Annotated in this window: 19 protein-coding genes; 7 read left to right on the top strand and 12 right to left on the bottom strand. The window is 64.8% G+C overall.

The window, feature by feature from the left end:
- Positions 1-36 precede the first annotated feature (36 nt).
- Entirely contained in the window at positions 37-261 is a 225-nt protein-coding gene (locus ETQ85_RS13055; RefSeq protein WP_148579512.1) for a DUF465 domain-containing protein, read from the bottom strand.
- A gap of 170 nt (positions 262-431) precedes the next feature.
- On the opposite strand from ETQ85_RS13055, the gene ETQ85_RS13050 reads away from it, so the two are divergent.
- Both ETQ85_RS13050 and greB read left to right on the top strand, forming a co-directional pair.
- Positions 432-665: a DUF3567 family protein gene (locus ETQ85_RS13050; RefSeq protein ID WP_148579511.1), complete on the top strand. Its 234-nt coding sequence runs from the start codon at positions 432-434 to the stop codon at positions 663-665.
- 81 nt (positions 666-746) lie between these two features.
- Positions 747-1,301: a transcription elongation factor GreB gene (greB, locus tag ETQ85_RS13045; protein WP_148579510.1), complete on the top strand. Its 555-nt coding sequence runs from the start codon at positions 747-749 to the stop codon at positions 1,299-1,301.
- A 32-nt stretch (positions 1,302-1,333) separates the two neighbouring features.
- Here greB and ETQ85_RS13040 read toward each other — a convergent pair whose 3' ends face one another.
- A complete protein-coding gene (locus ETQ85_RS13040; RefSeq protein WP_187394702.1) occupies positions 1,334-3,148 on the bottom strand; it encodes a sensor histidine kinase in 1,815 nt (604 codons plus the stop codon).
- A gap of 79 nt (positions 3,149-3,227) precedes the next feature.
- Between ETQ85_RS13040 and htpG the strand changes: the two genes are divergently transcribed.
- Positions 3,228-5,150, top strand: a complete 1,923-nt coding sequence (gene htpG / locus ETQ85_RS13035) for a molecular chaperone HtpG (RefSeq protein ID WP_148579508.1) — start codon at positions 3,228-3,230, stop codon at positions 5,148-5,150.
- Positions 5,151-5,196: 46 nt separating this feature from the next.
- Here htpG and ETQ85_RS13030 read toward each other — a convergent pair whose 3' ends face one another.
- The gene (locus tag ETQ85_RS13030; RefSeq protein WP_148579507.1) at positions 5,197-5,751 is read right to left on the bottom strand and encodes a hypothetical protein; all 555 of its coding nucleotides are present in this window, start codon (positions 5,749-5,751) and stop codon (positions 5,197-5,199) included.
- Between the two features lie 164 nt (positions 5,752-5,915).
- On the opposite strand from ETQ85_RS13030, the gene ETQ85_RS13025 reads away from it, so the two are divergent.
- A complete protein-coding gene (locus tag ETQ85_RS13025; RefSeq protein WP_148579506.1) occupies positions 5,916-6,686 on the top strand; it encodes an oxygen-binding di-iron domain-containing protein in 771 nt (256 codons plus the stop codon).
- 82 nt (positions 6,687-6,768) lie between these two features.
- On the opposite strand, the gene ETQ85_RS13020 is transcribed toward ETQ85_RS13025, so the two are convergent.
- Genes ETQ85_RS13020 through ETQ85_RS13010 form a run of 3 tightly spaced genes read right to left on the bottom strand, consistent with a single transcriptional unit; the run spans position 6,769 to position 9,748 of the window.
- A complete protein-coding gene (locus ETQ85_RS13020; RefSeq protein ID WP_148579505.1) occupies positions 6,769-7,947 on the bottom strand; it encodes a vWA domain-containing protein in 1,179 nt (392 codons plus the stop codon).
- 7 nt (positions 7,948-7,954) lie between these two features.
- Entirely contained in the window at positions 7,955-8,797 is an 843-nt protein-coding gene (locus ETQ85_RS13015; protein ID WP_148579504.1) for an AAA family ATPase, read from the bottom strand.
- Positions 8,798-8,827: 30 nt separating this feature from the next.
- Entirely contained in the window at positions 8,828-9,748 is a 921-nt protein-coding gene (locus ETQ85_RS13010; RefSeq protein WP_148579503.1) for a histone deacetylase family protein, read from the bottom strand.
- Positions 9,749-9,840: 92 nt separating this feature from the next.
- On the opposite strand from ETQ85_RS13010, the gene ETQ85_RS13005 reads away from it, so the two are divergent.
- The 3 genes from ETQ85_RS13005 (at position 9,841) to ETQ85_RS12995 (ending at position 15,062) form a co-directional block, all read left to right on the top strand.
- Positions 9,841-11,010 (top strand): M20 aminoacylase family protein, encoded by a 1,170-nt coding sequence (locus tag ETQ85_RS13005; protein ID WP_148579502.1) that lies wholly within the window; start codon positions 9,841-9,843, stop codon positions 11,008-11,010.
- A 43-nt stretch (positions 11,011-11,053) separates the two neighbouring features.
- Positions 11,054-13,540 carry an ABC transporter permease gene (locus ETQ85_RS13000; RefSeq protein WP_148579501.1) on the top strand — a complete coding sequence of 829 codons (2,487 nt, stop codon included), beginning with the start codon at positions 11,054-11,056 and terminating at the stop codon, positions 13,538-13,540.
- A 91-nt stretch (positions 13,541-13,631) separates the two neighbouring features.
- Positions 13,632-15,062, top strand: a complete 1,431-nt coding sequence (locus ETQ85_RS12995; protein ID WP_187394701.1) for a DNA recombination protein RmuC — start codon at positions 13,632-13,634, stop codon at positions 15,060-15,062.
- Positions 15,063-15,363: 301 nt separating this feature from the next.
- Here the strand turns inward: ETQ85_RS12995 and ETQ85_RS12990 are convergent, their stop codons facing one another.
- Genes ETQ85_RS12990 through ETQ85_RS12965 form a run of 6 tightly spaced genes read right to left on the bottom strand, consistent with a single transcriptional unit; the run spans position 15,364 to position 22,703 of the window.
- Positions 15,364-16,818 (bottom strand): ArnT family glycosyltransferase, encoded by a 1,455-nt coding sequence (locus ETQ85_RS12990; protein ID WP_148579500.1) that lies wholly within the window; start codon positions 16,816-16,818, stop codon positions 15,364-15,366.
- Positions 16,815-18,377, bottom strand: a complete 1,563-nt coding sequence (locus tag ETQ85_RS12985; protein WP_148579499.1) for an ArnT family glycosyltransferase — start codon at positions 18,375-18,377, stop codon at positions 16,815-16,817. Before ETQ85_RS12985 ends, ETQ85_RS12990 begins: the two co-directional genes overlap by 4 nt.
- 12 nt (positions 18,378-18,389) lie before the next feature.
- On the bottom strand, positions 18,390-19,448 hold the full coding sequence (locus tag ETQ85_RS12980) for a glycosyltransferase family 2 protein (protein ID WP_148579498.1): 1,059 nt from the start codon (positions 19,446-19,448) through the stop codon (positions 18,390-18,392).
- A gap of 5 nt (positions 19,449-19,453) precedes the next feature.
- Positions 19,454-20,425, bottom strand: a complete 972-nt coding sequence (locus ETQ85_RS12975) for a lysylphosphatidylglycerol synthase transmembrane domain-containing protein (protein WP_148579497.1) — start codon at positions 20,423-20,425, stop codon at positions 19,454-19,456.
- Complete coding sequence (locus ETQ85_RS12970; protein WP_187394700.1) at positions 20,422-21,249, bottom strand: phosphatase PAP2 family protein; 828 nt, start codon at positions 21,247-21,249, stop codon at positions 20,422-20,424. Before ETQ85_RS12970 ends, ETQ85_RS12975 begins: the two co-directional genes overlap by 4 nt.
- Before the next feature lie 56 nt (positions 21,250-21,305).
- On the bottom strand, positions 21,306-22,703 hold the full coding sequence (locus ETQ85_RS12965; RefSeq protein WP_187394699.1) for a sensor domain-containing diguanylate cyclase: 1,398 nt from the start codon (positions 22,701-22,703) through the stop codon (positions 21,306-21,308).
- Between the last annotated feature and the right edge of the window lie 40 nt (positions 22,704-22,743).

Below are 22,743 nucleotides of genomic sequence, written 5' to 3'. Positions count from 1 at the left end.
GGTCTGTTGTTTTGGGCAGGAAAGGCGGGTGGAATGTCAGGCCGGAACGTCCGGGTCGAGCAGGCGCTCGATGATGGCGATCCGGTCTTTGAGCAGCAGCTTGCGCTTTTTAAGGCGGCGCAGCAGGAGTTCGTCGCCGGGTGGCGGCGCCATGGAAATCTGGGCAATGATGGCGTCGAGATCCCGATGCTCGGTGGCAAGGGTGGCCAGCCGTGAAGAAAGGCTGGTGACATCGGCGCTGGGTTCGTTGCTGTCGTTCATGCCTGGTCGGGACTGAGGTTGGGCGCAGCTGTCGGCGGGTTGTGCTGAATCTTAGGCGCGGGGCCAAGGAAATACAACGGCGTCCGGGAACTTGAAGTGCTTCTGTGTGTTCCCATCTGAGGTAGCACCAATGCCCAAAAGGCAAAACCCCGTTATCCAGGAGACCTGTCATGAACGTGGTACTCAATAATCCGGTGCTTTACGTGGTTGATTATCCCAATGTCGATGCGGTGGAAGTGATCGACAAGCGGCGTGGAGTCGGGGTGCTCTTCCGGGATGAGGCAGCTCAGCGCTTCCTCAGGGAATTGCGTGACGTGGCCTCGGCGGCCACCGAGATGGACGATTTTGAAATCTGGATCGCAGACTACGGCACCTTGATGACGCAGCCGGCGGTTTATCACTGACGCGTTTGCGGAGTCGCTTGCCAGTCTGGCGGGCGACTCCTACCATTCGCCTCCCGTTTCTTGTTTCCGGAGTGTGTCAGGGTGAATAAAGCCTTCGTCAAAGAAAGTGATCAGGATGAGGACGAAGAGTTGGCCGCCAGCGTGCCGGGCTTGCCGCCAGGTACGCACAACTACATGACCCGCAAGGGCTACGAGAAACTCAAGGCCGAACTCGATCAACTGGTGCGCGAGGAGCGTCCGGTGCTGGTCGAAACCATCCGCTGGGCGGCGTCAAACGGCGACCGTTCGGAAAATGGCGATTACATCTACGGCAAGAAGCGCCTGCGCGAGATCGACCGGCGCATCCGCTTCCTGCTCAAGCGCCTGGAGAGTTCGACGGTGATAGCGCCCGCCGAGCAGGAGAACACCGAACAGGTCTTTTTTGGCGCGACGGTGACCGTCTGCGATGTGGACGGCGAACTGGAGCAGACTTACCAGATCGTCGGCGTGGACGAAGCGAATGCCTCGGAAGGGCGGATCAGCTGGATCGCGCCGCTGTCACGGGCGCTCTTGAAGGCGCGGGAGGGCGACGTGATCCGTTTTGCCAGCCCGGCCGGCATGCGTGAAATCGAAGTGGTGGAAATCCGCTACGAATGAATCATGTGGCTGCAGGCTGCAGGCTGCAGGCTTCAGCCCTGCAGCCTTTCCCGCGGCCGGCGGACCATGGCCGGGCTGCGCGGCAGCGTAAAGAACACCGTCGTGCCGCTTCCCGGAGACGACTCTGCCCACACCGAACCGCCGTGGCGCTCGACGATGCGGCGCACGCTGGCGAGGCCGATTCCCGATCCTTCGAAACCATCTCGTTTGTGGAGCTGCTGGAAGGGCTCGAAGAGCTTGCCGGCGTGGGCCATGTCGAAGCCGATGCCGTTGTCCGTCACGTAGAAGAGTTTTTCTGCCCCATGCGCGCGCCCGCCGACCTGGATCAGTGTCGGGTGGCTGTCGCGGGAGAACTTCCAGGCGTTGCCAAGCAGGTTTTCGAGGGCGGTGCGGATCAGGGTAGGGTCGGCATCGGCGTTCAGGTCGGAGTCTACATGGGTATGGACCACCCGCTCCGGTGCCGTGGTGCTCAGGTCGTCGAGGATTTCCCGGGCGATGGCGGTGACGTCGGTGTGCTCTATGCGCAGGGTGTGGCGGGACACACCGGCCAGCTTTTGCAGCTCGTCGATCAACTCGCCCATGCGCAGGCTGGCCTTGCGCAGGCGTTCCAGATAGTTGCGGCCGGTGTCGTCCAGGCGTTCGCCGTAGTCTTCTGCGAGGGCATGGGAGAAGCCGTTGATGGCCCGCAGCGGTGCCCGCAGGTCGTGGGAGACGGAGTAGCTGAAGCTCAGCAGCTCCCGGTTGGATTGCTCCAGCTCCTCGGTGCGCAGGCGGACCCGCTCTTCCAGGGTGGCATTCAGTTCGGCCAGGGCCAGTCGCTCCTCGTCGCGTCGGCTGGCATCCCGGTGGAGCAGGAGGGCCAGGGCGCCGACGAGGGTCAGCAGCAGGCTGGTACCAGCTGCAATGCGCCGACGGTGCTCGTAGAAATTGGCGAGGGCGTCTTCCATCGGGCGGCTGGTGCCGACGATCAGTGGCCGGTCGGCCAGGCGCCGGTAGGCGGTGATGCGCTCGGCGGGGTCATTGTCTGTCGAGCCGGTGACGACCATGCTGCGCTGATCGTGTTCTGCGCCGATGGCGGGGGAATCCGCCACGCTGCTGCCGATCAGCTCTTCGACCTGGGGATGGCGGATCAGGGTGATGGCTCGGGTGGCGTGGAGAATCAGGATGGTGTCCCGCGGGGCCAGTTGCAGGTCGCGGTAGACGCCCTCGAAATAGGAGTGGCTCATGGCTGCGCCTGCGGTACCCAGGTATTTTCCGGCGGGATCGAAGACCTGGCGCGTCAGCGGCGTGATCCAGTGCCCGGTGACTGGGCTGCGGGTCGGGCTGCCGATTTCGATTTCTTCCTTCAGGAGATGGGGAATGGCACGTTTGGGCGCTGGTTCGGTGCTTTTTTCGGTCGGGGAGGGATCGCTGGAGTCGGCGGCCAGGCTGCCGTCCTCCCGTTCGACGAAGAGGTAGTCGGCCTCGGGCAGATGGATGGCGCGTTGGCGCAGCAGTCTTTGAAGCTCATTGTCGTCGAAGGCTTCGACGCTGGCGCGGGCGGCCAGAATGCCGGCGACTTCGGCGACAGCGCCTTCCGTCTCGCCGAAGCTGCGTGCCACGTGTTCTTCAAGAGCGCGGGTCAGGCTCAGCAGTTCGGATTCGGCCCGCTGCAGGGCCTGTTCCCGGTCGAAGCGGATCAGGGAGATGGCGACGCCGACGATCAGGGCGGCGAGCAGCGTGAAGGCAAGCCAGATGGCCACGCGCAAACGCCGCAGGGACGGGTGGGCATTTGTGGCAGGTTCCGGCGCCTCGGCGGAGAGGGCCGGCGAGGCAAGGAGAGCAGGAGGGCGGCGAAGTCGTTCCATCTGTTGGAGGCATGGGGCTTGAAAGTGAGACAGGCGCACCCATATGAGCATCGTTAACGGTTCTTATGGAGCAAGCTTTATGACTGTCGAGCAAATGTCGTCCGCGCAAACCTTGAACTTTCAGGCTGAGGTCAAGCAACTGCTGCACCTCATGATTCACTCGCTGTATTCGAACCGCGAGATCTTCCTGCGTGAGCTGGTTTCGAATGCCTCCGATGCCTGCGACAAGCTGCGTTTCGAAGCCCTGGAGAACGGTGGGCTGTTCGAGGACGACGCCGAGTTGAAGATCCGCGTGGCCTACGACAAGGCCGCCCGGACGCTGACGATTGCCGACAACGGCATCGGCATGAATCGCGATGAGGTGGTGACCAATCTGGGCACCATCGCCAAGTCGGGGACCAAGGAATTTTTCGGCAAGCTGACCGGCGACCAGAAGAAGGACGCCCACCTGATCGGCCAGTTCGGCGTCGGTTTCTACTCGGCCTTCATCGTTGCCGACAAGGTCACGGTGCGCACCCGTCGCGCCGGCCTGGCGGCAGCCGAAGGCGTGAAGTGGGAATGCTCGATGACCGGCGAATCGGCCGGCGAATACACCGTCGAGCCCATCGACAAGGCCGGTCGCGGCACCGAGATCACGCTGCACCTGCGCGATGACCAGGACGATCTGCTGGCCAGCTGGAAGCTGCGTTCGATCATTCAGAAATATTCCGACCACATTCTTCAGCCCATCGTGATGAAGAAGGAGCAGTGGGACGAGGAGAAGCAGGCACAGGTCGTCAGCGACGAAGACGAGACCATCAACAAGGCCAATGCCTTGTGGGCGCGTGCCAAGTCGGACATCAGCGACGAGGAATACACCGAGTTCTACAAGCACGTCGGCCACGACTACGAAGAGCCGCTGGCCTGGACCCATTCGAAGGTCGAAGGTCGCCACGAATACACCCAGCTGCTCTACGTGCCGGGCCACGCGCCTTTCGACATGTGGGACCGCCAGGCACGCCATGGCGTGAAGCTGTATGTGCGCCGCGTCTTCATCATGGACGATGCCGAGAAGCTGATGCCGCTGTACCTGCGCTTCGTGCGCGGTATCGTCGATTCCAGCGATCTGCCGCTCAACGTGTCCCGCGAAATCCTCCAGGAATCCAAGGACATCGACACCCTGCGCGCCGGTTGCACGAAGAAGGTGCTGGGCCTGCTGGAAGACCTCGCCGAGAATCAGAAGGACAAATACACGACCTTCTGGAAGGAGTTCGGGCAGGTGCTGAAGGAAGGCGTCGGCGAGGATCATTCCAACAAGGACAAGATTGCCGGCCTGCTGCGCTTTGCCTCCACGCTTGCCGATACCACCGAGGAAACGGTGTCGCTGGCGGACTACATCGGCCGCATGAAGGAAGGGCAGGACAAGATCTACTACGTCACTGCCGACACCTTCAACGCCGCCAAGAACAGCCCGCATCTCGAAATCTTCCGCAAGAAGGGCATCGAAGTGCTGCTGCTCTCCAATCGCGTGGATGAGTGGGTGGTGGGCAACCTGACCGAGTTCGACGGCAAGCAGCTGGCTTCTGTCGCCAAGGGTGGCCTGGATCTGGGCACGCTGGAAGATGAAGCCGAAAAGGCTTCCATCGAGAAGGAAACCGGCGAGCTGAAGGATCTGCTCGACAAGATGAAGGGCAGCCTCGGCGACAAGGTGAAGGACGTGCGCGTCACCCATCGCCTGACCGATTCGCCCGCCTGCCTGGTGGCCGACGAGCACGACATGGGGATGAATCTGGCCCGCATGATGAAGGCCGCCGGACAGAACATGCCCCTGTCGAAGCCGATTCTCGAGATCAATCCGGCCCACCCGGTGGTGCTGCGCCTCAAGTACGAAGACAAGCAGTTTGAAGACTGGGCGGCTGTGTTGTTCGATCAGGCCCTGCTGGCTGAAGGCGGCACGCTGGACGATCCGGCGAGCTTCGTGAAGCGCATCAACCAGTTGATGCTGGCGATGAACGGCAACTGATCGTTCTGACCGCGGGGACGGACTTTCGGGTTCGTCCCCGTTTTATTTAGCGCTGGTAGATCTGGTAGGCGTTGAGACTCTTCGAGGGCTTGAGGGCGCCGGTGGCCGGGTCGTACATCGACGGTACTTTCTTGGGCATCAGTGCGTTGCTTGCCGAGCGGTTTACGTAACCATCGGTGGCGGCCTTCAAGGTGTTGGTGCGGGCATTGTAGGCAGACGTTATTTTGCCGGTGCCGCTTCCCCGGCGGATGCCGGGGGCCGAGGTGCCGCCACAGTTGCCATAGATGTTGCCATTCCGGTTCTTGAGGGAGCCTGGATCGTTGAACAGATGCACTTTTCCCGAGGCGTCCTGGCGGGTTGTCGCTGCACGGCCCTGTGTCTGGCCCTGCAGGCCGCACAGGGTTGCGGTGGGACGGCGCAAGGCTTCGGGGCGTGTGCCATGTCGGGATGGCGAGTATGCGCCACCAAAGGGTACGGCAGAGCCTGCGCCCCGCTTCATGGACGTATTGCCCGCAAGGCTGCTCTCCAGCGCAAGCACGTTCGCCGACTGACTGATCAGAAGGCTTCCCAGCATCGACAGCAACAACACGGATTTTCTCAAGGCAGAACCTCTTTCGAGCTAGGCAAAGAATCAACATACCCCAAAAGACAGGGGGCTGACGAGGCAATAGTTTGACCATGATCAATGCTAATCATTGTCATCTGTTCGACATCCTGCATGTCGGCTAAAGTGGCGGTCCGACTGATTTCCCGCACACGATCTCCATGGCTGTCGAACTTTTCAACAACGGCAAGCACGCCTGTCTGGCCTTCTACGATCTGGTAGACGAGGAGGTTGACCACGCCGTCCAGTGCAATCAGTTCCTGATCGTCGATGGCGAACACGGGGCGCTGATCGATCCGGGTGGGAACATGACCTACAACGGTTTGCTGATGTCCATGCAGCGTTTCTTCCCGTCCCGCGGGCTGGATTATATCTTCGCCACCCATGCTGACCCGGACATCATTGCCTCGCTGAACAAGTGGATGGTGTCTACCCACTGCAAGGTGATGATTTCGCGGTTGTGGACCCGTTTCATTCCCCACTTCACGACCGGCAAGGATTACACCGCCCGCATACTCGGTATCCCTGACGAGGGCATGAACATTACCCTTGGCGATAACAAGATCAAGGCCGTGCCCGCGCATTTCATGCATTCGGAAGGCAACTTCCAGTTTTATGACCCGGTGTCGAAGATCCTGTTCTCCGGCGACATGGGCGCCTCGTTGGTGAATCACGAGCAGGCCGCCGAGCCGGTGAAGGATTTCGACGATCACGTGATCACCATGGCCGGTTTTCACCGTCGCTACATGATCTCCAACAAGATCTGCCGCTACTGGGTAAACATGGTTCGCCAGCTCGACGTGGAGATGATCGTGCCCCAGCATGGTTGCCGCTTCGAGGGCAAGGTGATGGTCAATCGCTTCCTCGACTGGATCGAAAACCTCCAGTGCGGCATCGACATCATGACTCAGGAAAACTACCGGGTGCCGTGATGCATTTTTGTGGGTCGGACTTCAGTCCGACTCTACGGGTTCAGCGCATGTTGTCGGACTGAAGTCCGACCCACAGGGGGCGTCAGCGTTTTCGTGACAAGTGCGTAATAGCCCGGGTCAGTCCGTCGAGTGTCAGGGGGAACATCTGTTCTCCCAGTATTTGCCGGATGATGCCGATGGATTGGCGGTAGTCCCACATCCGCTCCGGTTCCGGGTTGAGCCAGGCCATCGACGGGTAGGCGTCGGCCAGGCGGCGTAGCCATACGGCGCCGGCCTCGTTGTTGCTGTATTCGATGGAACCGTTGGGCTGCAGGATTTCGTAGGGGCTCATGGTCGCATCGCCGACGAAGATCAGTTTGTAGTCGGGCCCGTACTTGTGCATCACGTCCACCAGCGGCGTGCGGTCGGAATGGCGCCGGCTGCTGTCGCGCCACACGTTGTCGTACACACAGTTGTGGAAGTAGAAATACTCCATGTGCTTGAACTCGGTACGGCAGGCCGAGAACAGTTCTTCGCACACTTTGACGTGGTCATCCATCGAGCCACCCACATCGAAGAAGATCAGCACCTTCACGGCGTTGTGGCGTTCCGGCCGCATCAGCAGGTCCAGATAGCCGGCATTGCGGGCGGTGGCGGCGATGGTGCCGTCCAGATCCAGTTCGTCCGGTGCGCCGAGGCGGGCAAAGCGGCGCAGGCGGCGCAGGGCCACCTTGATGTTGCGCGTGCCCAGCTCGACGCTGTCGTCGAGGTTGCGGTATTCGCGCTGGTCCCACACCTTCACCGCCGTGCGGTTGCCACTGGATTCGCCGCCGACGCGGATGCCTTCCGGGTTGTAGCCGTTGTTGCCGAAGGGCGAGGTGCCGCCGGTGCCAACCCACTTGGAACCACCCTGGTGGCGGCCCTTTTGCTCCTGCAGGCGCTTCTTGAACTCTTCCATCAGCGTGTCCCAGCCGAGCTTGTCGAGCTTGGCTTTTTCTTCGGGGCTGAGGTGCTTGTGCATCATCGCCTTCAGCCATTCCTCGGGCAGGTCGACCTCCAGCCCGGGAATCTGCTCGATGCCCTTGAAGTACTCCCCAAAGGCCTGGTCGAAGCGGTCGAAATGGGTTTCGTCCTTGACCAGGCTGGTGCGGGCGAGGAAGTAGAAATCTTCCATGCTGTGCTCGCCAAGGCCCGCCTGCAGGCCTTCGAGCAGAGTGAGGAATTCCTTCGTCGACACCGGCAGTTTGCGGGCCTTGAGGTGGAGGAAGAAGTCGATGAGCATGGCCTGCCTACCGGTTGCGCTGGGCCATGAAAACCAGCCGCTCGAAGAGGTGCATGTCCTGCTCGTTCTTCAGCAACGCGCCATGCAGCGGCGGGATGCTGGCCTTCTGGTCCGGCGAGCGCAGGGCTTCGACGGGGATTTCCTCGGCGACCAGCAGCTTGAGCCAGTCGATCAGTTCGGAGGTGGACGGCTTCTTCTTCAGGCCGGGCACGTCGCGCAGGCCGAAAAACACTTCCAGCGCTTCCTTCAGCAGAGCCTGCTTGATGCCCGGGAAATGCACATCGACGATCTTCTGCATCGTGTCCCGGTCGGGAAACTTGATGTAGTGGAAGAAGCAGCGGCGCAGGAAGGCGTCGGGCAGCTCTTTTTCGTTGTTGGAGGTGATGAAGACGATGGGACGGTGTCTGGCTTTGACGAGCTGGCGCGTCTCGTAAACGTAGAACTCCATGCGGTCGAGTTCGCGCAGCAGGTCGTTGGGGAATTCGATGTCGGCCTTGTCGATCTCGTCGATCAGCACCACGGTCGGCTCGTCGGCCTCGAAGGCTTGCCACAGGGTGCCCTTGACGATGTAGTTGCCGATGTCCTTGACCTTGTCGTCACCGAGCTGGGAGTCGCGCAGGCGCGATACCGCATCGTATTCGTACAGGCCCTGCTGGGCCTTGGTGGTGGACTTGATGTGCCATTGCATGAGCGGCATGCCCAGGGCGGCGGCGACTTCCTCGGCGAGCATGGTCTTGCCGGTGCCGGGCTCGCCCTTGATGAGGAGCGGGCGCTGCAGGCGGATGGCGGCATTCACCGCCAGCTTCAGGTCGGGGGTGGTGACGTAGTCGTCGGAGCCTTCGAAACGCATGGGGTGATTCCTCTGAGGGGGTGTTCCTGATTATAGCGATGCCGGCTTACGTGCACGGAAGATGCGTGCAGCCGTGCTTATGGTTTCTGCGTGGATGCTTACCGTGTCGTCGATCTGCCGGGCGTAGCCGCCGGCCATGGCAACGGCAATGGGCAGGCCGCGTTTCTTCACTTTCTCGAAGACCAGTTCGTCTCGTTCGGCGAGGCCGGCCTTGGTCAGCTTGAGTCGGCCGAGACGGTCGTCCTCATAAGGGTCGGCGCCAGCCAGGTAGATCACCAGATCCGGCCGGCCGCGGGCGAAGACGACGCCGAGGGCTGCCTGCAGGCCGGTGAGGTAAGCGTCGTCGGTCGTGCCGTCGGGCATTTCCAGGTCCAGATCGCTGCGTTCCTTGTCGAAGGGGTAGTTGCGGGCGCCGTGGATGCTGAAGGTGAAACAGTCGGGCTGGCTGGCAAGGATGGCGGCGGTGCCGTTGCCCTGATGCACGTCGCAATCGATGATCGCCACCCGCTCGACGCGGCCTTCGGCGCGCATGGCCAGGGCGGCGATGGCGGCGTCGTTGAAGACACAGAAGCCCTCGCCCCGGTCACGGAAGGCGTGGTGGGTGCCACCGGCCAGGTTGGCCGCGCAGCCGTCTTCCAGCGCGGCCCGGCAGGCGGCCAGGGTGGCGCCGGCCGAGCGCCGCGAGCGTTCGACCATGGCTTCGGACCACGGAAAACCGATGCGCCGGATTTCGTCCTTGCCGAGCGTGCCGCGGACGACGCGCTGCAGGTAGCCGGCGTCGTGGGCGCGCAGGATTTCAGTGTCGCTGGCCGCGGTCGGTATATGGAAGTCATCGGCCGCGAACTGGCCGGAGGCCATCAGGCGCTCCCGCAGACGGGCGTATTTTTCCATCGGAAAGCGGTGCCCCTCGGGCAGTGGCAGAACAAAATGGTCGGCGTAGAAGAGTTTCATCGTAAGTCGTCGGTTACTGGCGGTAGAGCGGGGAAGCCCGCCGCTGCTATCATTTCCCCAAGCGGCCACGGGGCCGATCATCGGGACGCATCATGCACCTTCTAGATAATCTGCGGGCCGAGCACGCCGAGATCACGGCGATCCGTCGCGACATCCACGCCCACCCGGAACTGGCCTTCGAAGAGCATCGTACTGCGGCCATCGTCGCCGATCGCCTCGAGGCGCTGGGCATCGAAACCCACCGGGGCGTCGGCAAGACCGGCGTGGTTGGTGTGCTGCGGGCTGGTACGAGTACCCGGGCCATCGGCCTGCGCGCCGATATGGACGCGCTGCCGATCCAGGAGAAGAACGATTTCAACCACCATTCCCGTCACCCCGGCCGGATGCACGCCTGCGGCCACGACGGGCACACGGCGATGCTGCTTGGCGCGGCGGCGCACCTTGCCCGCAACCCGGCGTTCGACGGCACAGTGTACTTTTTGTTCCAGCCGGCCGAAGAGGGTGAGGGCGGCGCACCGGCGATGATCGCCGACGGACTCTTTGAACGCTTCCCGATGGACGCGGTGTTCGGCCTGCACAACTGGCCGGGTTTGCCGCTGGGGCAGATCGCCGTGCATCGCGGGCCGGTGATGGCCTGCGCCGACCGTTTCGACATCGAGATCAAGGGCCACGGCGCCCACGCGGCGATGCCGCACCAGGGCATCGACCCGGTGCTGGCCGGCTCGGCGCTGGTGCAGGCCTTGCAGTCGGTGGTCAGCCGCAATAAAGACCCGCTGGACGCCGCCGTGCTGTCGGTGACCCAGTTCCATGCGGGCGACGCCTACAACGTGATTCCCGACATCGCCCGCATCGGCGGCACGGTGCGGGCCTTCCGGCCGGAGATCGAGTCGCAGGTGGAGGACACCATGCAGCGTATCTGCGCCGGGGTGGGCGCGGCTTTTGGTGCCAACGTGAATTTCGACTACCGGCGCGGTTATCCGCCGACCATCAACACCGTGGCCGAGGCGGAGTTTTGTGCCGCGGTGGCGGCCGAGGTGTGCGGTAGCACGAATGTGTCCATCGACCCGAAGCCGAGCATGGGGGCCGAGGATTTTGCCTACTTCCTGCAGGAAAAGCCCGGCTGCTACATCTGGCTTGGCAACGGCCCGGGGGAGGGTGGCTGCACGCTGCACAACCCGCACTACGACTTCAATGACGAGGCGATTCCCTTCGGTGTGGCCTACTGGGTGCGTCTGGCCCAGCGCTGGTTGTCAGTTGCATGAGGGCCGGCAGGAATCTTTCTGCCTGCCCGTTGCCTGACACCCCATGAACGCATTTTCCCTGTCTTTACGTATGCTGCGCCGCGATCTGCGTGCCGGCGAACTTGGCCTGCTCCTGATTGCCCTGGTGATTGCCGTCACCAGTCTGACCAGCGTCGGCTTCTTCACTGACCGCGTCGCCCAGGCGCTCACGCGGGAGGCCAACCAGCTCCTCGGCGGCGATCTGGTGGTGGTGTCCGACCATCCGCTGAATCCGGTCTTTCGGGACGAAGCGGGCCGGCGTGGTTTGAAGTCGGTGGTGTCGAGTACCTTTACCAGCATGGCGAGCTTTGGCGAGGGTGCCCAGCTGGCCGGTGTCAAGGTGGTCGAGGGTGGCCACCCGCTGCGCGGGGCGATCCGCATCGCGCCGGGGCTCAACCAGCCGGACGCGCCCGCGAAGGGCATTCCGGCGCCGGGCGAGCTGTGGCTGGACGAGCGTCTGGCCAGCGCGCTGGGGGCCAGGCCGGGCGACATGATCGGCCTGGGCGCCTCGCGCCTCAGGATGGCGGCGGTGCTGTCCTTTGAATCCGACCGGGGCGCAAATTTTTTCAGCCTGCTGCCGCGTCTGGTGATGAACGCGGCCGACCTGCCGGCAACCAGTCTGATCCAGCCGGGCAGCCGGGTTTTCTATCGCCTTCATGTAGCCGGCGAGATAGCCGACGTGGCCGGTTTTGAAGCCTGGGCCAAGCCCAAGCTGCAGCGCGGCGAAACCCTCGAGAACGTGGACAACGCCCGTCCGGAAGTCCGCTCGACCCTCGACCGCACCGAGCGCTTCCTGCGCTTTGCGGCGATGCTGGCGGTGGTGCTGGCGGCGGTGGCGGTGGGCCTGGCGACACGGCGTTTTGTCGATCGGCACCTGGATGGCTGCGCGGTGATGCGCTGTGTTGGCGCCAGCCAGTCGCAGCTTTTGCGGCTCTTTCTGGGCGAGTTTGCGCTGCTCGGGCTGGCTGCCGGGGTGGTCGGCTGCGTGCTGGGTTTTGGTGTGCAGTTCGTGCTCAACGGCTTGCTGGGTGAGTTGGTGGGCTTTCCGCTGCCGGCGCCTGGCTGGTGGCCGGTGGCCCACGGGCTGGCGGTGTCGCTGCTGCTCTTGATGGGCTTTGCGCTGCCGCCGCTGATCCGCCTTGGGCGGGTGTCGACCCTGCGCGTGCTGCGTCGTGAATGGGACGGTCTTGCCGCACGGGAAGGGCTGGCATGGGCGGTTGGCGCACTGGTGCTGGCGGGGTTGCTGGTCGGCATTGCTCGCGACTGGCTGCTCGGTTTGTGGGTGGTGGGCGGTTTTGCGCTGGCTTTTACGGTGTACGGGCTGGTCGGCTGGCTGGTGCTGGGCGCGTTGGGCCGGGTGCGGGCGGTGGCCAGCAGCGGCTGGCGCTACGGGCTGGCGTCGCTGCGCCGGCGGCCGGTGGCCAGCCTGGTGCAGGTGCTGGCCCTGGGCATGGGGCTGACCGCGCTGCTGCTCCTGACGCTGGTGCGCGGCGATCTGCTCGACAACTGGAAGCAGGCCACGCCGGCCGATGCGCCGAACCGTTTCGTGATCAACATCCAGCCCGATCAGCTCGACCCGCTGCGCAAGTTTTTCAAAGACGAAGGCCGGCCGGCGCCGAACCTGCAGCCGATGATCCGCGGCCGCCTGGTGGCGGTGAACGGGCGTCCGGTGAGCGCCGATGACTACACCGACGACCGGGCCAAGCGCCTGGTCGACCGCGACTTCAACCTGTCCTTCGACACCCGCCTGCCCAGCGGCAACAGCGTGGTGGCGGGGCAGTGGCACGGTGACAGCAAGACGCCGGCTTTCTCGGTGGAGCAGGGCCTGGCCCAGACCCTCGGGCTGGCGATGGGCGACTTGCTGACTTTCGAGATCGCCGGTAATCGCAGCGAGGCGCGGGTCACCAGCCTGCGCAAGCTCGACTGGGATTCGATGCGGGTGAACTTCTTCGTCGTTGCGGGGCCGGGCATGCTCGAGAGCTTTCCGGCCAGCTACATCACCAGCTTCTACCTGCCCGCGACGCAAATGGATTTTGCCAACCGGATGGTGGCCGCCTTTCCCAACTTCACGGTGATCGACGTCGCAGCGGTGATCGGCCAGATCCAGGGCATGGTCGAGCAGTTGATTGCGGCGGTGCAGTTTGTTTTCGGCTTTGCGGTGGTGGCCGGGGTGATCGTGCTCTTTGGCGCCCTCCAGGCGACCCACGACGAGCGCGAGAAGGAGATGGCCATCCTGCGCACGCTGGGGGCGCGCAACGCCCAGCTGCGGTCGGCGCTGCTCGCCGAGTTTGCGGTGCTCGGGCTGGTGGCCGGCGTGCTGGCCGGCGTGGGGGCGACAGCCATTGGCTGGGCGCTGGCGCACTTCGTCTTCAAGCTTCCCTACGCGCCGAGCGTGCTGCCTTTGCTGGTGGGGGCGGTGGCCGGCTGCGCGGTGGTGGTGCTGGCTGGCTGGTTCGGCACCCGGCACCTGCTGTCGCAACCGCCGCTGGCGAGTCTGCGGGCGCTGAGCTGAGTTGAGTGGGTCGGACTTCAGTCCGAGTCCCCCCGTTCAGCACGTGACGTCGGACTGAAGTCCGACCCACTGGCACCGGTATACTTCGACCATGAATCCTGAATCCGCTGCGGCCCTGTTCCCCTGGCTTTTTGCTGTCCTCGTTCTGTGCGTTTTTCTTGTTGCCTGGCTCGTGCTGCGGGTGAACAGTCTGGCCCGCGCGCAGGATGGACTCGCCGACGAACTGGCAGCGCGCGTGGAGGCCCGCCTGGCGAGTCTTTTTGGCGGCCAGCAGCTCCACTTTGTGAAGGAACTGCAGGCCGCCACGACGGCCAGCAGCGACCGGGTCATGGAGATGGTCGGCGGCGAAGTGGACCGTCTGCGTGACCGTCTTGACGCCGAGCAGGTCACTTCCCGCCATGCCCTCCAGCAACTCCAGCTGGCACTGGTCGGGCAATTGGGCAGCCAGAAGGAAGAAACCGCGTTGCGCCTGTCGGGCCTGGCCAATGCCATCGCCAGCGCCCAGGAAAAGCTGCGCAGCGAGATGGTGGCCGAGACGCTCAAGACCCTCTCAGAACACGCCCGGGCCGACCGCGAGCTGCTGCAGAACGGCCTGCGCGCCGCCTCCGAGCAACTCACCCTGAGCATCGAAACCCTCAGCCGCACGGTGAATGAGCGCCTGGAGGCGATCACCGGCCACGTGAACCAGCGCCTCGACGAGGGCTTCCGCAAGACCAACGAGACCTTCGCCAACGTGATGGCGCGCCTGGCCACCATCGACGAAGCGCAGAAGAAGATAGGTGACCTGACCACCAACGTGGTGAGCCTGCAGGAGCTGCTCGGCGACAAGCGGGCGCGCGGCGCTTTTGGCGAAGTGCAGCTCGAAGCACTGATCCGCAACGCCTTGCCGCCGGAGGCTTTCGACTTCCAGTTCACCCTGCCCAACGGCACCCGCGCCGACTGCGTGCTGCGCCTGCCCGAGCCGACCGGCATGGTGGTGGTGGATTCCAAGTTTCCACTGGAAAACTATCATCGCATGTTCGTGGCCGACAGCGGCGATCTGGAGCGCCGCGCTGCGCAGGGGGCTTTTCGCGGCGACGTGAAGCGGCACGTGGATGCCATCGCCAACAAGTACATCCTGCCGGGGGTGACGTCGGACGGGGCGGTGATGTTCGTGCCGGCGGAAGCCGTGTTCGCCGAAATCCACGCCTATCACCCGGAGGTGGTCGAATACGCCATGGGCCGCCGGGTGTGGATCGTCTCGCCGACCACGCTGATGGCCGTGCTCAACACCGCCCGCGCCGTGCTCAAGGACGTGGAAACCCGCAAGCAGATCCACGTCATCAAGGACGCCCTGGGCAAGCTCGCCAAGGACTTCACCCGCTTCGACGAGCGCATGCAGAAGCTCGCCGTGCACATCCGCCAGGCCGGCGAAGACGTCGCCGAGGTGCAAACCTCGTCACGCAAGATCACCGCCCACTTCCAGAAGATCGAAGCCGCCCAGCTGGACGATCTGCCGGTGGCCCTGCCGGGTGGTGACTAGGCGCGGAGGTGGGCGCGCAAGTGCTGGCGTCTTGCGAGCAAGATTTCAGGCTGTGGCGATGCCCCTTTTTGGGGTGCGTGCAAGGCGGAATGGTTTGGGCGCGAGGCGCCAGGGCTCGCAAGTCTGCGCTGGCAGCTTGCGCACGCACCGGCGTGCTGGCGTGTGCGAGGAAAATTGCCTTGTGGTCGAAGCCCGGCGGCTTGCGCGCGAAGCAAAACGCTTCGTTTGCAAGCCGCTGTGTTGTGCGTCCAAACCCGTTTGGTGCGTGGGCAAAGCAGAACCGCGGGTGAGCAAGCGCGACTCAGTAGCCCTTGAAGTCCTTAAGCAGGAAGACGTAAACCTCGCGCTTGAAGTCTTTGTGGATCGGCACGACGACCTTGCCGAGTTTTTCGCTGCTGGCGAAGCATTCGGCGATGGCGGGGATGTCGGGCTTGCGGCTCACGTAAAGCACGTCGCGGCCGCGCTTGTCGGCGAGGGTGGTGACTAATTCGTAGTGGTCGATGGGGGTGCCGCCCGGATGCCAGGCGGCATATTCGGCCGGGTGCAGGCGGTACACCAGGTGGGCGATGAGCTCCCGGTCTTCGGCAACCAGGATGCTGCCGGGGTGCTCGTCCACGAAGGGGCGGACGCCGTCGGCGAGGTGGAGCCAGCCGCGGGCGCGCTTGTAGGGGTCGTTTTTGGCGGTGAGTTCGATGCCGGTGGCGTGGGCGATGTCCGGCCAGTGGTAGGCGCCCACCGAGGCGACCAGGTTGACCGCCACGCCGGCGACGAGCCAGCGCCGCCGTTCGGCCACGAATACCGCCGGCACCAGCAGGCAGGCAGCCACAAAAATGGGTGCCGCCCAGTTGCCGTTGGCCCGGCCGGTGAGGGCCTGGGCACTGACCAGCGCGAGTAGTGGCACGATGAAGATCAGCAGGGTGCGATGGGCCGGCTGGCGCCACAGTTTGGGGGCCTTGAGCAGCGCCCAGATGAGCAGGATGCCGAGCACCGGGCCGAGGGACAGCCACTGGGCGCCGATGAACTCACCCAGCTGGGCCGGATGCCAGCCGCGCTCACCGTGGCCGACCCGCGTGATGTCGGCGGTGTGGCGGAAGGTCGGGAAGTCGTGGGTCCAGTTCCAGTACAGGTTGGGGGCGAGGATGGCGCAGGCCAGCAACACGGCCACCCACGGCTGCGGCCGGGCCAGCCAGCGCCGCTGCTGTGGGTCGAGGGCGAGCAGCAGCAGGGCCGAGGGCAGGAAGGCGGCCATGGTGTATTTCGACATCAGGCCAACGCCGATGGCTGCGCCGCAGGCCAGCCAGTCGCGCCAGCCGTCGCGCTCGAGTGCCCGCAGCAAAAAAAGCAGCGCCAGCGACCAGCACAGCAGCAGCGGCGCATCGGTGGATACGAACAGCCCGAGGGCCGACACCAGCGGCATCGACATGAAGCCCAGCCCGGCCCAGAAACCAACCCGCACCGAATACAGACGCTTGCCGAGGACGTACAGCACGGCAGCAGTGGCCGGGTAGATGAGCAGGGACGGCAGCTTGATGGCGATGATGCCGTTGCCGAAGATGGCGGTGCTGGCGGCAATCAGCGCGGCAATGACCGGTGGCTTGGAGAAATAGCCCCAGTCGAGGTGCTGCGACCAGCCCCAGTAGTAGGCCTCGTCCACGTAGAGATCAATGCCGAGGTGGTTGATGACCCACAGCCGGTAGGCGGTCAGGATGGCCGCAATGACGGCCAGCGTTGTGGCGCAGGAGCGGTTGTCGGTCACGGTTTCACTTTTACCAATGCGACGCCGCCTTCGCGGAACAGGTAGTCGACGGGCGCGTCGACCGGCAGGCGGTCGGTGCGGGTCAGGGCCACCTGGCCCGCTTGCGGATCACCCTTCTGGGTGACCGCCTGACGATAGACACTGAAGCTCGGTGCGGTGGTGAAGCGCCAGAACAGTACCTCACCGCCGGTTTCGGCGGCCTTGAGGCCAGCGCGTTTCACCGGGCCCTGGGCCAATTCACCGGCGTAAGGCACAACGATGCCGGCCAGCAGGCCGACCTGAATGATCGCCGTCACGATGAGCCGCTTGATCAGCGACACCTTCGGGAAGAACACGTAAGCCAGCCACACCATCAGCCCGCCGACGGTGGCGCCAATGTAGATGCTGTCGGCCACTTCGAGGGCGCGTCCGAGCTGGGCGCGGTAAAAACCGTCGCCCAGCGTGCTGTGGGCCAGTACATCAAACAGGTTGGGGAGCAGCGCGAACAGCACGAACAGCAGCCCCGGCAGGACCAGATGCGGCCAGGCCCGGCGGGCGTTGCCGGCGTGTACGCCGATCAGGATGAACAGCGGCGTGCAGCCATACAGCACGTAGTGCGGCAGCTTGGTGCCGGACAGCGAGAAGAAGGCCAGCACGAAGCCGAACCAGATCCACAGGAAGCGCTGCAGTGGGTCATTCAGGCCGGCGCGGAGTTTGGTTAGTGCAACGACGAACAGACCGCTCCACGGCAGCAGCAGCAGCGGCACGGCGATCAGGTAATAAAAGGCGCTGCCGCCGTGGCCTTCGAGCGAACCCGAGAAGCGCTGGACGTTGTGCTTCATGATGAAGCCGTTGATGAAGTCCTGGCCGTGAAGGTGGTAGGCGTAGGCGTACCAGGGGGTGACGAGGGCGATCAGGATGAGCAGGCCGAGCGGGTTGAAGACCGTTCGCAGCCAGGTTTTCCATTCGCCGCGGCTGGCGCAGTACAGCAGGCTGACGGTGCCCGGCACGATCAGCGCCACCGGGCCCTTGGTCAGGGCACCGAGTCCGATCCACACGAAGGCGCGCAGCAGCGGCGCGCGACGGCCGCTTTCGAGGTGGCGCCAAACGTCGAACAAGGTGAGGGCGAGCAGGCAGTTGAGAAGTCCGTCGGCGGTGGCGGCGCGGCCGATGGCGAAGGGACCGAGCGCCGTGCAGGCAACAGCCAGGGCGATCAGCGCCGCATCTTCACCGACGCGCTTGCGGGCGAAGAAGTAGGTGGCGTAGCTCCACACGATGGCGGCCAGCGCCGAGGGCAGGCGGAAAGCCCACTCGGTGGGGCCGAAGATCAGGTAGCCGACCGATTGCAGCCAGTAGATCAGGATCGGCTTGTCGAAGCGTGGTGCGCCGTTGAGGTAGGTGAACAGGAAGTCGCCGCGCTCGAACATCTCGCGGGTGGCTTCGGAGAAGGCGCCCTCGTCCACGTCGAAAAGCGGCGCGCCGCCCAGTCGGAGCAAAAAGGCGAAGAGGGGCAGGACGAGGATCAGGCGGCCGAGGAGCGTTCCTGCGAGCCGCCCGTCGGCAGACTGAAATCCGTTCATGAGGCGCCCGATTTACTTGCCGTCGCCGGCGTGCCAGCCCTGGCCGTCGTCCAGCGCCGCGGTTTCGCGGGCCACGTAGGCCTGGCTGTTGCCGGATTCGAAATACACGCGGGTCAGCAGTTCGGCGAGCACGCCGGAGGTGACCATCTGGACGCCGGCGATGATCAGGAAGAAGCCGCCGAAGAACAGCGGCCGGGTGCCGATGGAGGCGCCGGTGAAGATTTTGAGGCCGGTCAGGTAGGTCAGGATCAGCATGCCCAGCGCCCCGAGGCCGAGGCCGATACCACCGAAAAAGTGGCCCGGGCGGGTGCGGAAGCGCATGAAGAAGTAGACGAAGATCAGGTCGAGAATGACCCGGAAGGTGCGCGAGATGCCGTACTTGGATTCGCCGAACATGCGCGCGTGGTGAGTGACTTCTTCCTGGGCGATCTTGCGCGGCGTGGTGACGGTAGCCAGCCAGGCCGGGATGAAGCGGTGCATTTCGCCGTACAGGCGCACGTTCTTGATGGCGCTGGCGCGGAAGGCCTTGAGTGAGCAGCCGTAGTCCTGCAGGTGCACGCCGGTGATGCGGGCGATCAGGCGGTTGGCGATCTTCGACGGGATCTTGCGCAGGATCATGCCGTCCTTGCGGTTCTTGCGCCAACCGGCGACCAGGTCGAGGTCTTCGCGGAGCAGGCGGCCGACCATGCGCGGGATGTCGATGGGGTCGTTCTGCAGGTCACCGTCCATGGTAACGATCACGTCGCCGCGGGCGGCGTCGAGGCCGGCCTGCATGGCGGCGGTCTGCTTGAAATTGCGCATCAGCGCCACGATGCGCACGTGGGGGCCGTAGCGCTTGGCGGCCTTCTCGAGATTGGGCACGGTGTTGTCGGACGAGCCGTCATCGACGATCACCACTTCCCACGGGTAGGGGTAGGGATTGAGGGCCAGGTGGACGCGTTCGAGAAGCGGGTCCACGTTGTCTTCCTCGTTGTACAGCGGGACGACCAGCGACAGGCGGTGGGGAGGCAGATCGGCCGGAATGTCCGGCGTGGCCGGGGGAAGCGATGAGAGCTGGGTGGATTCGGTCATGATGGCTATTCGGCTGTGGATCTGGTTTGCGCCCCGTCGACGGCGGACGAGGCGGATTGTATGTCGGACGATGCGTGATCGGTCGTTTCCTGCACCCGGGCGGCCGGGAAAAGCCAGGCAATGGCGCCGGACGTGACCGAGCAGGCAATCACGAAAAGGTGCAGCGCCAAGGCCACTTGCAGGCCGACCGCCAGCGGAATGCCGCTGGGCAGCAGTGCGGCGGCAGCGCCGGCTTCGTAGGTGCCGAAACCGGCAACGCCCTGGATGGGCAGGATGGCAGCCAGTTCGGCTCCCAGGGCGCCGGCCGCACCGACAGCCAGGGCGGCGGGGATCAGCGCGGCCAGCAGGCAGGCCTGGGCGGCGAGTTTCACCGTCCAGTTGGCGATGGTCCATACCCAGCCGTAGCGGGCGTGACGGGTGCTTTCGGCGAAGGCGTCGCGCACCTTGGCGAGCTTGGCGGTGAAGGCCTTGCCGTCGGCCCAGTCGTGCGGCGCCCGCGCCCAGCGCGGCAGCCACCAGGCGGTGACGATGACGCCGATGACGGCGATTGCCTTGAGGCCCGGATGGACGCCCGGCCACACGATGGCCGCGAGCGCCATCACCACGAAGGCATCCTGCAGGCGAAACCAGAACAGGGAGGCGATGGCGCGTGGGAGGGGAATGCCGAAGTTCTGGCGCAGCAGCAGCGGGAAGGCCGCTTCGCCACCCCGGAAGGGCACCACGTTGATCATCGCATTGTGGATCAGCACGATGCGCAGGCAGGTGCCGAAGCGCCGCCCGGCCTGGGCGCGGAATTCGTCGAAGACGCGCAGGGCGCGCAGCCCGTACGACAGCGCGAAGCCGGCTGCCGACAGGCCGAGCGTGAGGGCGTCGAGCCGGGCGAACACGTCGCCGAGGCCGCGCCAGCGTCCGTCGGCCATCAGCCAGGCGAGCAGGCCGGCTGATACGGCAAGGGCGAGCAGGCGTTTGAAGTTCATGGGCCGCGTTCCGGGTTGTTCATGAGGGCCGCTGCTGCGCCGCCGATTCCCCAGGCGGCCAGACCGATCTGGTAGAGGCGGGCGAGGGGGTAGCCGAGATCCACAAACAGCAGGGCCAGGCTTGTCGCGAGGGCGATGGCGGCCATGCTGCGAACCCCCCCGGGTTTCTGCCAGAAGCGTACACGCCCTGACAGCCAGGTGCCGAGCACGCCGGCCAGCCAGCCGCCGGCGGCGCCGGTGAGCACGTCGAGGGGCCAGTGAGCGCCCACCGCGATGCGCGACAAGGCCACCAGCGCAGCGGCCGCGCAGATCGCCGGTGCGGCCCACCAGCGGGTGGCGGCCTTCGGCCAGGCCAGAATGATTACCGCCGCCGCGAGGAAAGCGGTTGTGGCATGGCCGGACGGGAAGGAATGTACGTAGAGCTTCTGGCCGATGAGGGTGAAGCTTTCCGCTTGCAGCACGCCGGCCGGACGCATGACGTCGAAGTAGCGCTTGGCCCCGTTGCTGAAAAGGATGGCAAGGGGCGCGGCAAGGAAGGCTGACGCCAGCCAGCGGGGTTGTGTCTTGAGGGTCGGGGCGAGGAGGGCGATCGTTCCGATGGCCGAGCCGCCCAGCGTAATGGCTGACCACGCCGTCGGCGGGAGCCAGCCGCTGGCTGCTGCATTCAGGGCGAGGAATATCTGCTGGTTCGAACCGTCGAGGGCGACCGCCATCGCCAGCGCCGCCAGCAGCAGCGCGGGCAGCACGGCCCACAGGCGCGGCAATGCCGTGGAGGCTGAAGGCTCCGGCGAGGGGGGGGAATCGGGCAGGGCGGAAGGAGGCAAAAGTGGGCCTGATGCGACAAAGCCCGCCATTTTAACCGATTGACTGCCTGCCGGCCTCAGGCTGCCCGTCCGCTGGTGTTGACGGCCGACAACTGCATGCCGCGCTTGCCGGCCTGCTTGGCCCTATACATGGCCGCATCGGCGGCACGCAGGATGCTGTCCTGGTCGGCGCCATCGTCGGGAGCAATGGCGAGGCCGATGCTGCCGCTCATGGCAAGCGTGTGTCCCATCACCTCGAAGGGATGGGTGAAGACGCCGAGCAGGCGTTCGCCCAGGAAGGACAGGCTGTCGCGGTTGTTGACGTCAGGAAAGACGCCGACGAATTCGTCGCCACCGGTGCGGGCGATCACGTCGCTGATGCGCAGGGCGGTGCCCAGGCGCTGGCCGATCTGCACGAGGAGGGCGTCGCCGACGGCGTGGCCGTAGGTGTCATTGACCGGCTTGAAGCCGTCCAGATCGATGACCGCCACGCCGAGGACCGTGCCGGTGTCCTTGCTGCGGGCGAGTTCCTTTTTGAAGTGCCCCTCAAGGAAGCTGCGGTTCGGCAGGCCGGTGAGGGCATCGTGGTGCGCCAGGTGCTGCAGGCATTCGGCGGTCAGGTGGCGGGCGGTGACGTCGAGGAGGGTCACGATGCGCAGGGGGCCCTTGTAGCCTTCGATGGTGCCTGGAATGCGTTCGACAGCGATGGGCATGCCGTCCGGCCGCTCGCCGGTCCATACGCCGTCGTTCTCGCTGAGAATTTCGTCGAGGCGCTTGCCGCGCAGGCTTTTGCGCGGGCGGCCGAGCATGCGGCAGGCGGCACGATTGGCGTCGGCGATCTTGTCGGTGCTGCCGAGGATGCAAACGCCGGCGCCGATCTGGTTCATCATCGAGCGCATCAGGCGACCGGAGCGTTCCGACTGGCGTGCCTGGCGCAGGTGCAGGGTGCCGATGGCGATGAGGCCGGCCAGGCCGGTGCCGAGGGCGAGGGCCGTCAGGGTTGTGGTGGCGTGGGTGGCGTCGTCCTTTTGTTTCGTCAGATGGGCGGCGAGTTCGGCCATGGCCGGGCCGAGTGCCCGCAGCTCGCCCTTCGCCGCTGCCGAGCCCGGGCTAAGGGTGTTGAGTCGGGTGACGCTGCGCCAGCGGGCGAGGATGTCCATCAGCACCAGCCGGGCTTCGCTGCCTTCCACCGGCAGGATGTCAATCTGCGTGTTCTCGAGGGTATGAACGGTGCCACCGGCGCGCAGGGCTTGCAGGGCTGCGTTGAGCCAGCGCTCGCGGGGATCCTGGGGCACCAGGCCGGCGGGTTCATCAGCGTGCGGGGCTGACTCGATGTCGGCCGCCATCTGCCAGGTGACCGCCGTGCCCTGCTGGACCAGTGCGACTTGTCTGGCCAGGTCGTTCTGGACCTGGTTGTGTCCGTAAGCCTGGACCAGAATCGCGACCTCGGCGGCGCAGAAGATCACCGTGATCACCCAGAAAATGCGCGACCAGAGTGGAGACGTGGAAGAGGCT

This window comes from Zoogloea oleivorans (assembly GCF_008107625.1).
GTDB lineage: Bacteria > Pseudomonadota > Gammaproteobacteria > Burkholderiales > Rhodocyclaceae > Zoogloea > Zoogloea oleivorans.
Note: the sequence above shows the minus strand (reverse complement) of the source record. Positions and strands in the feature narration are given on the sequence as shown.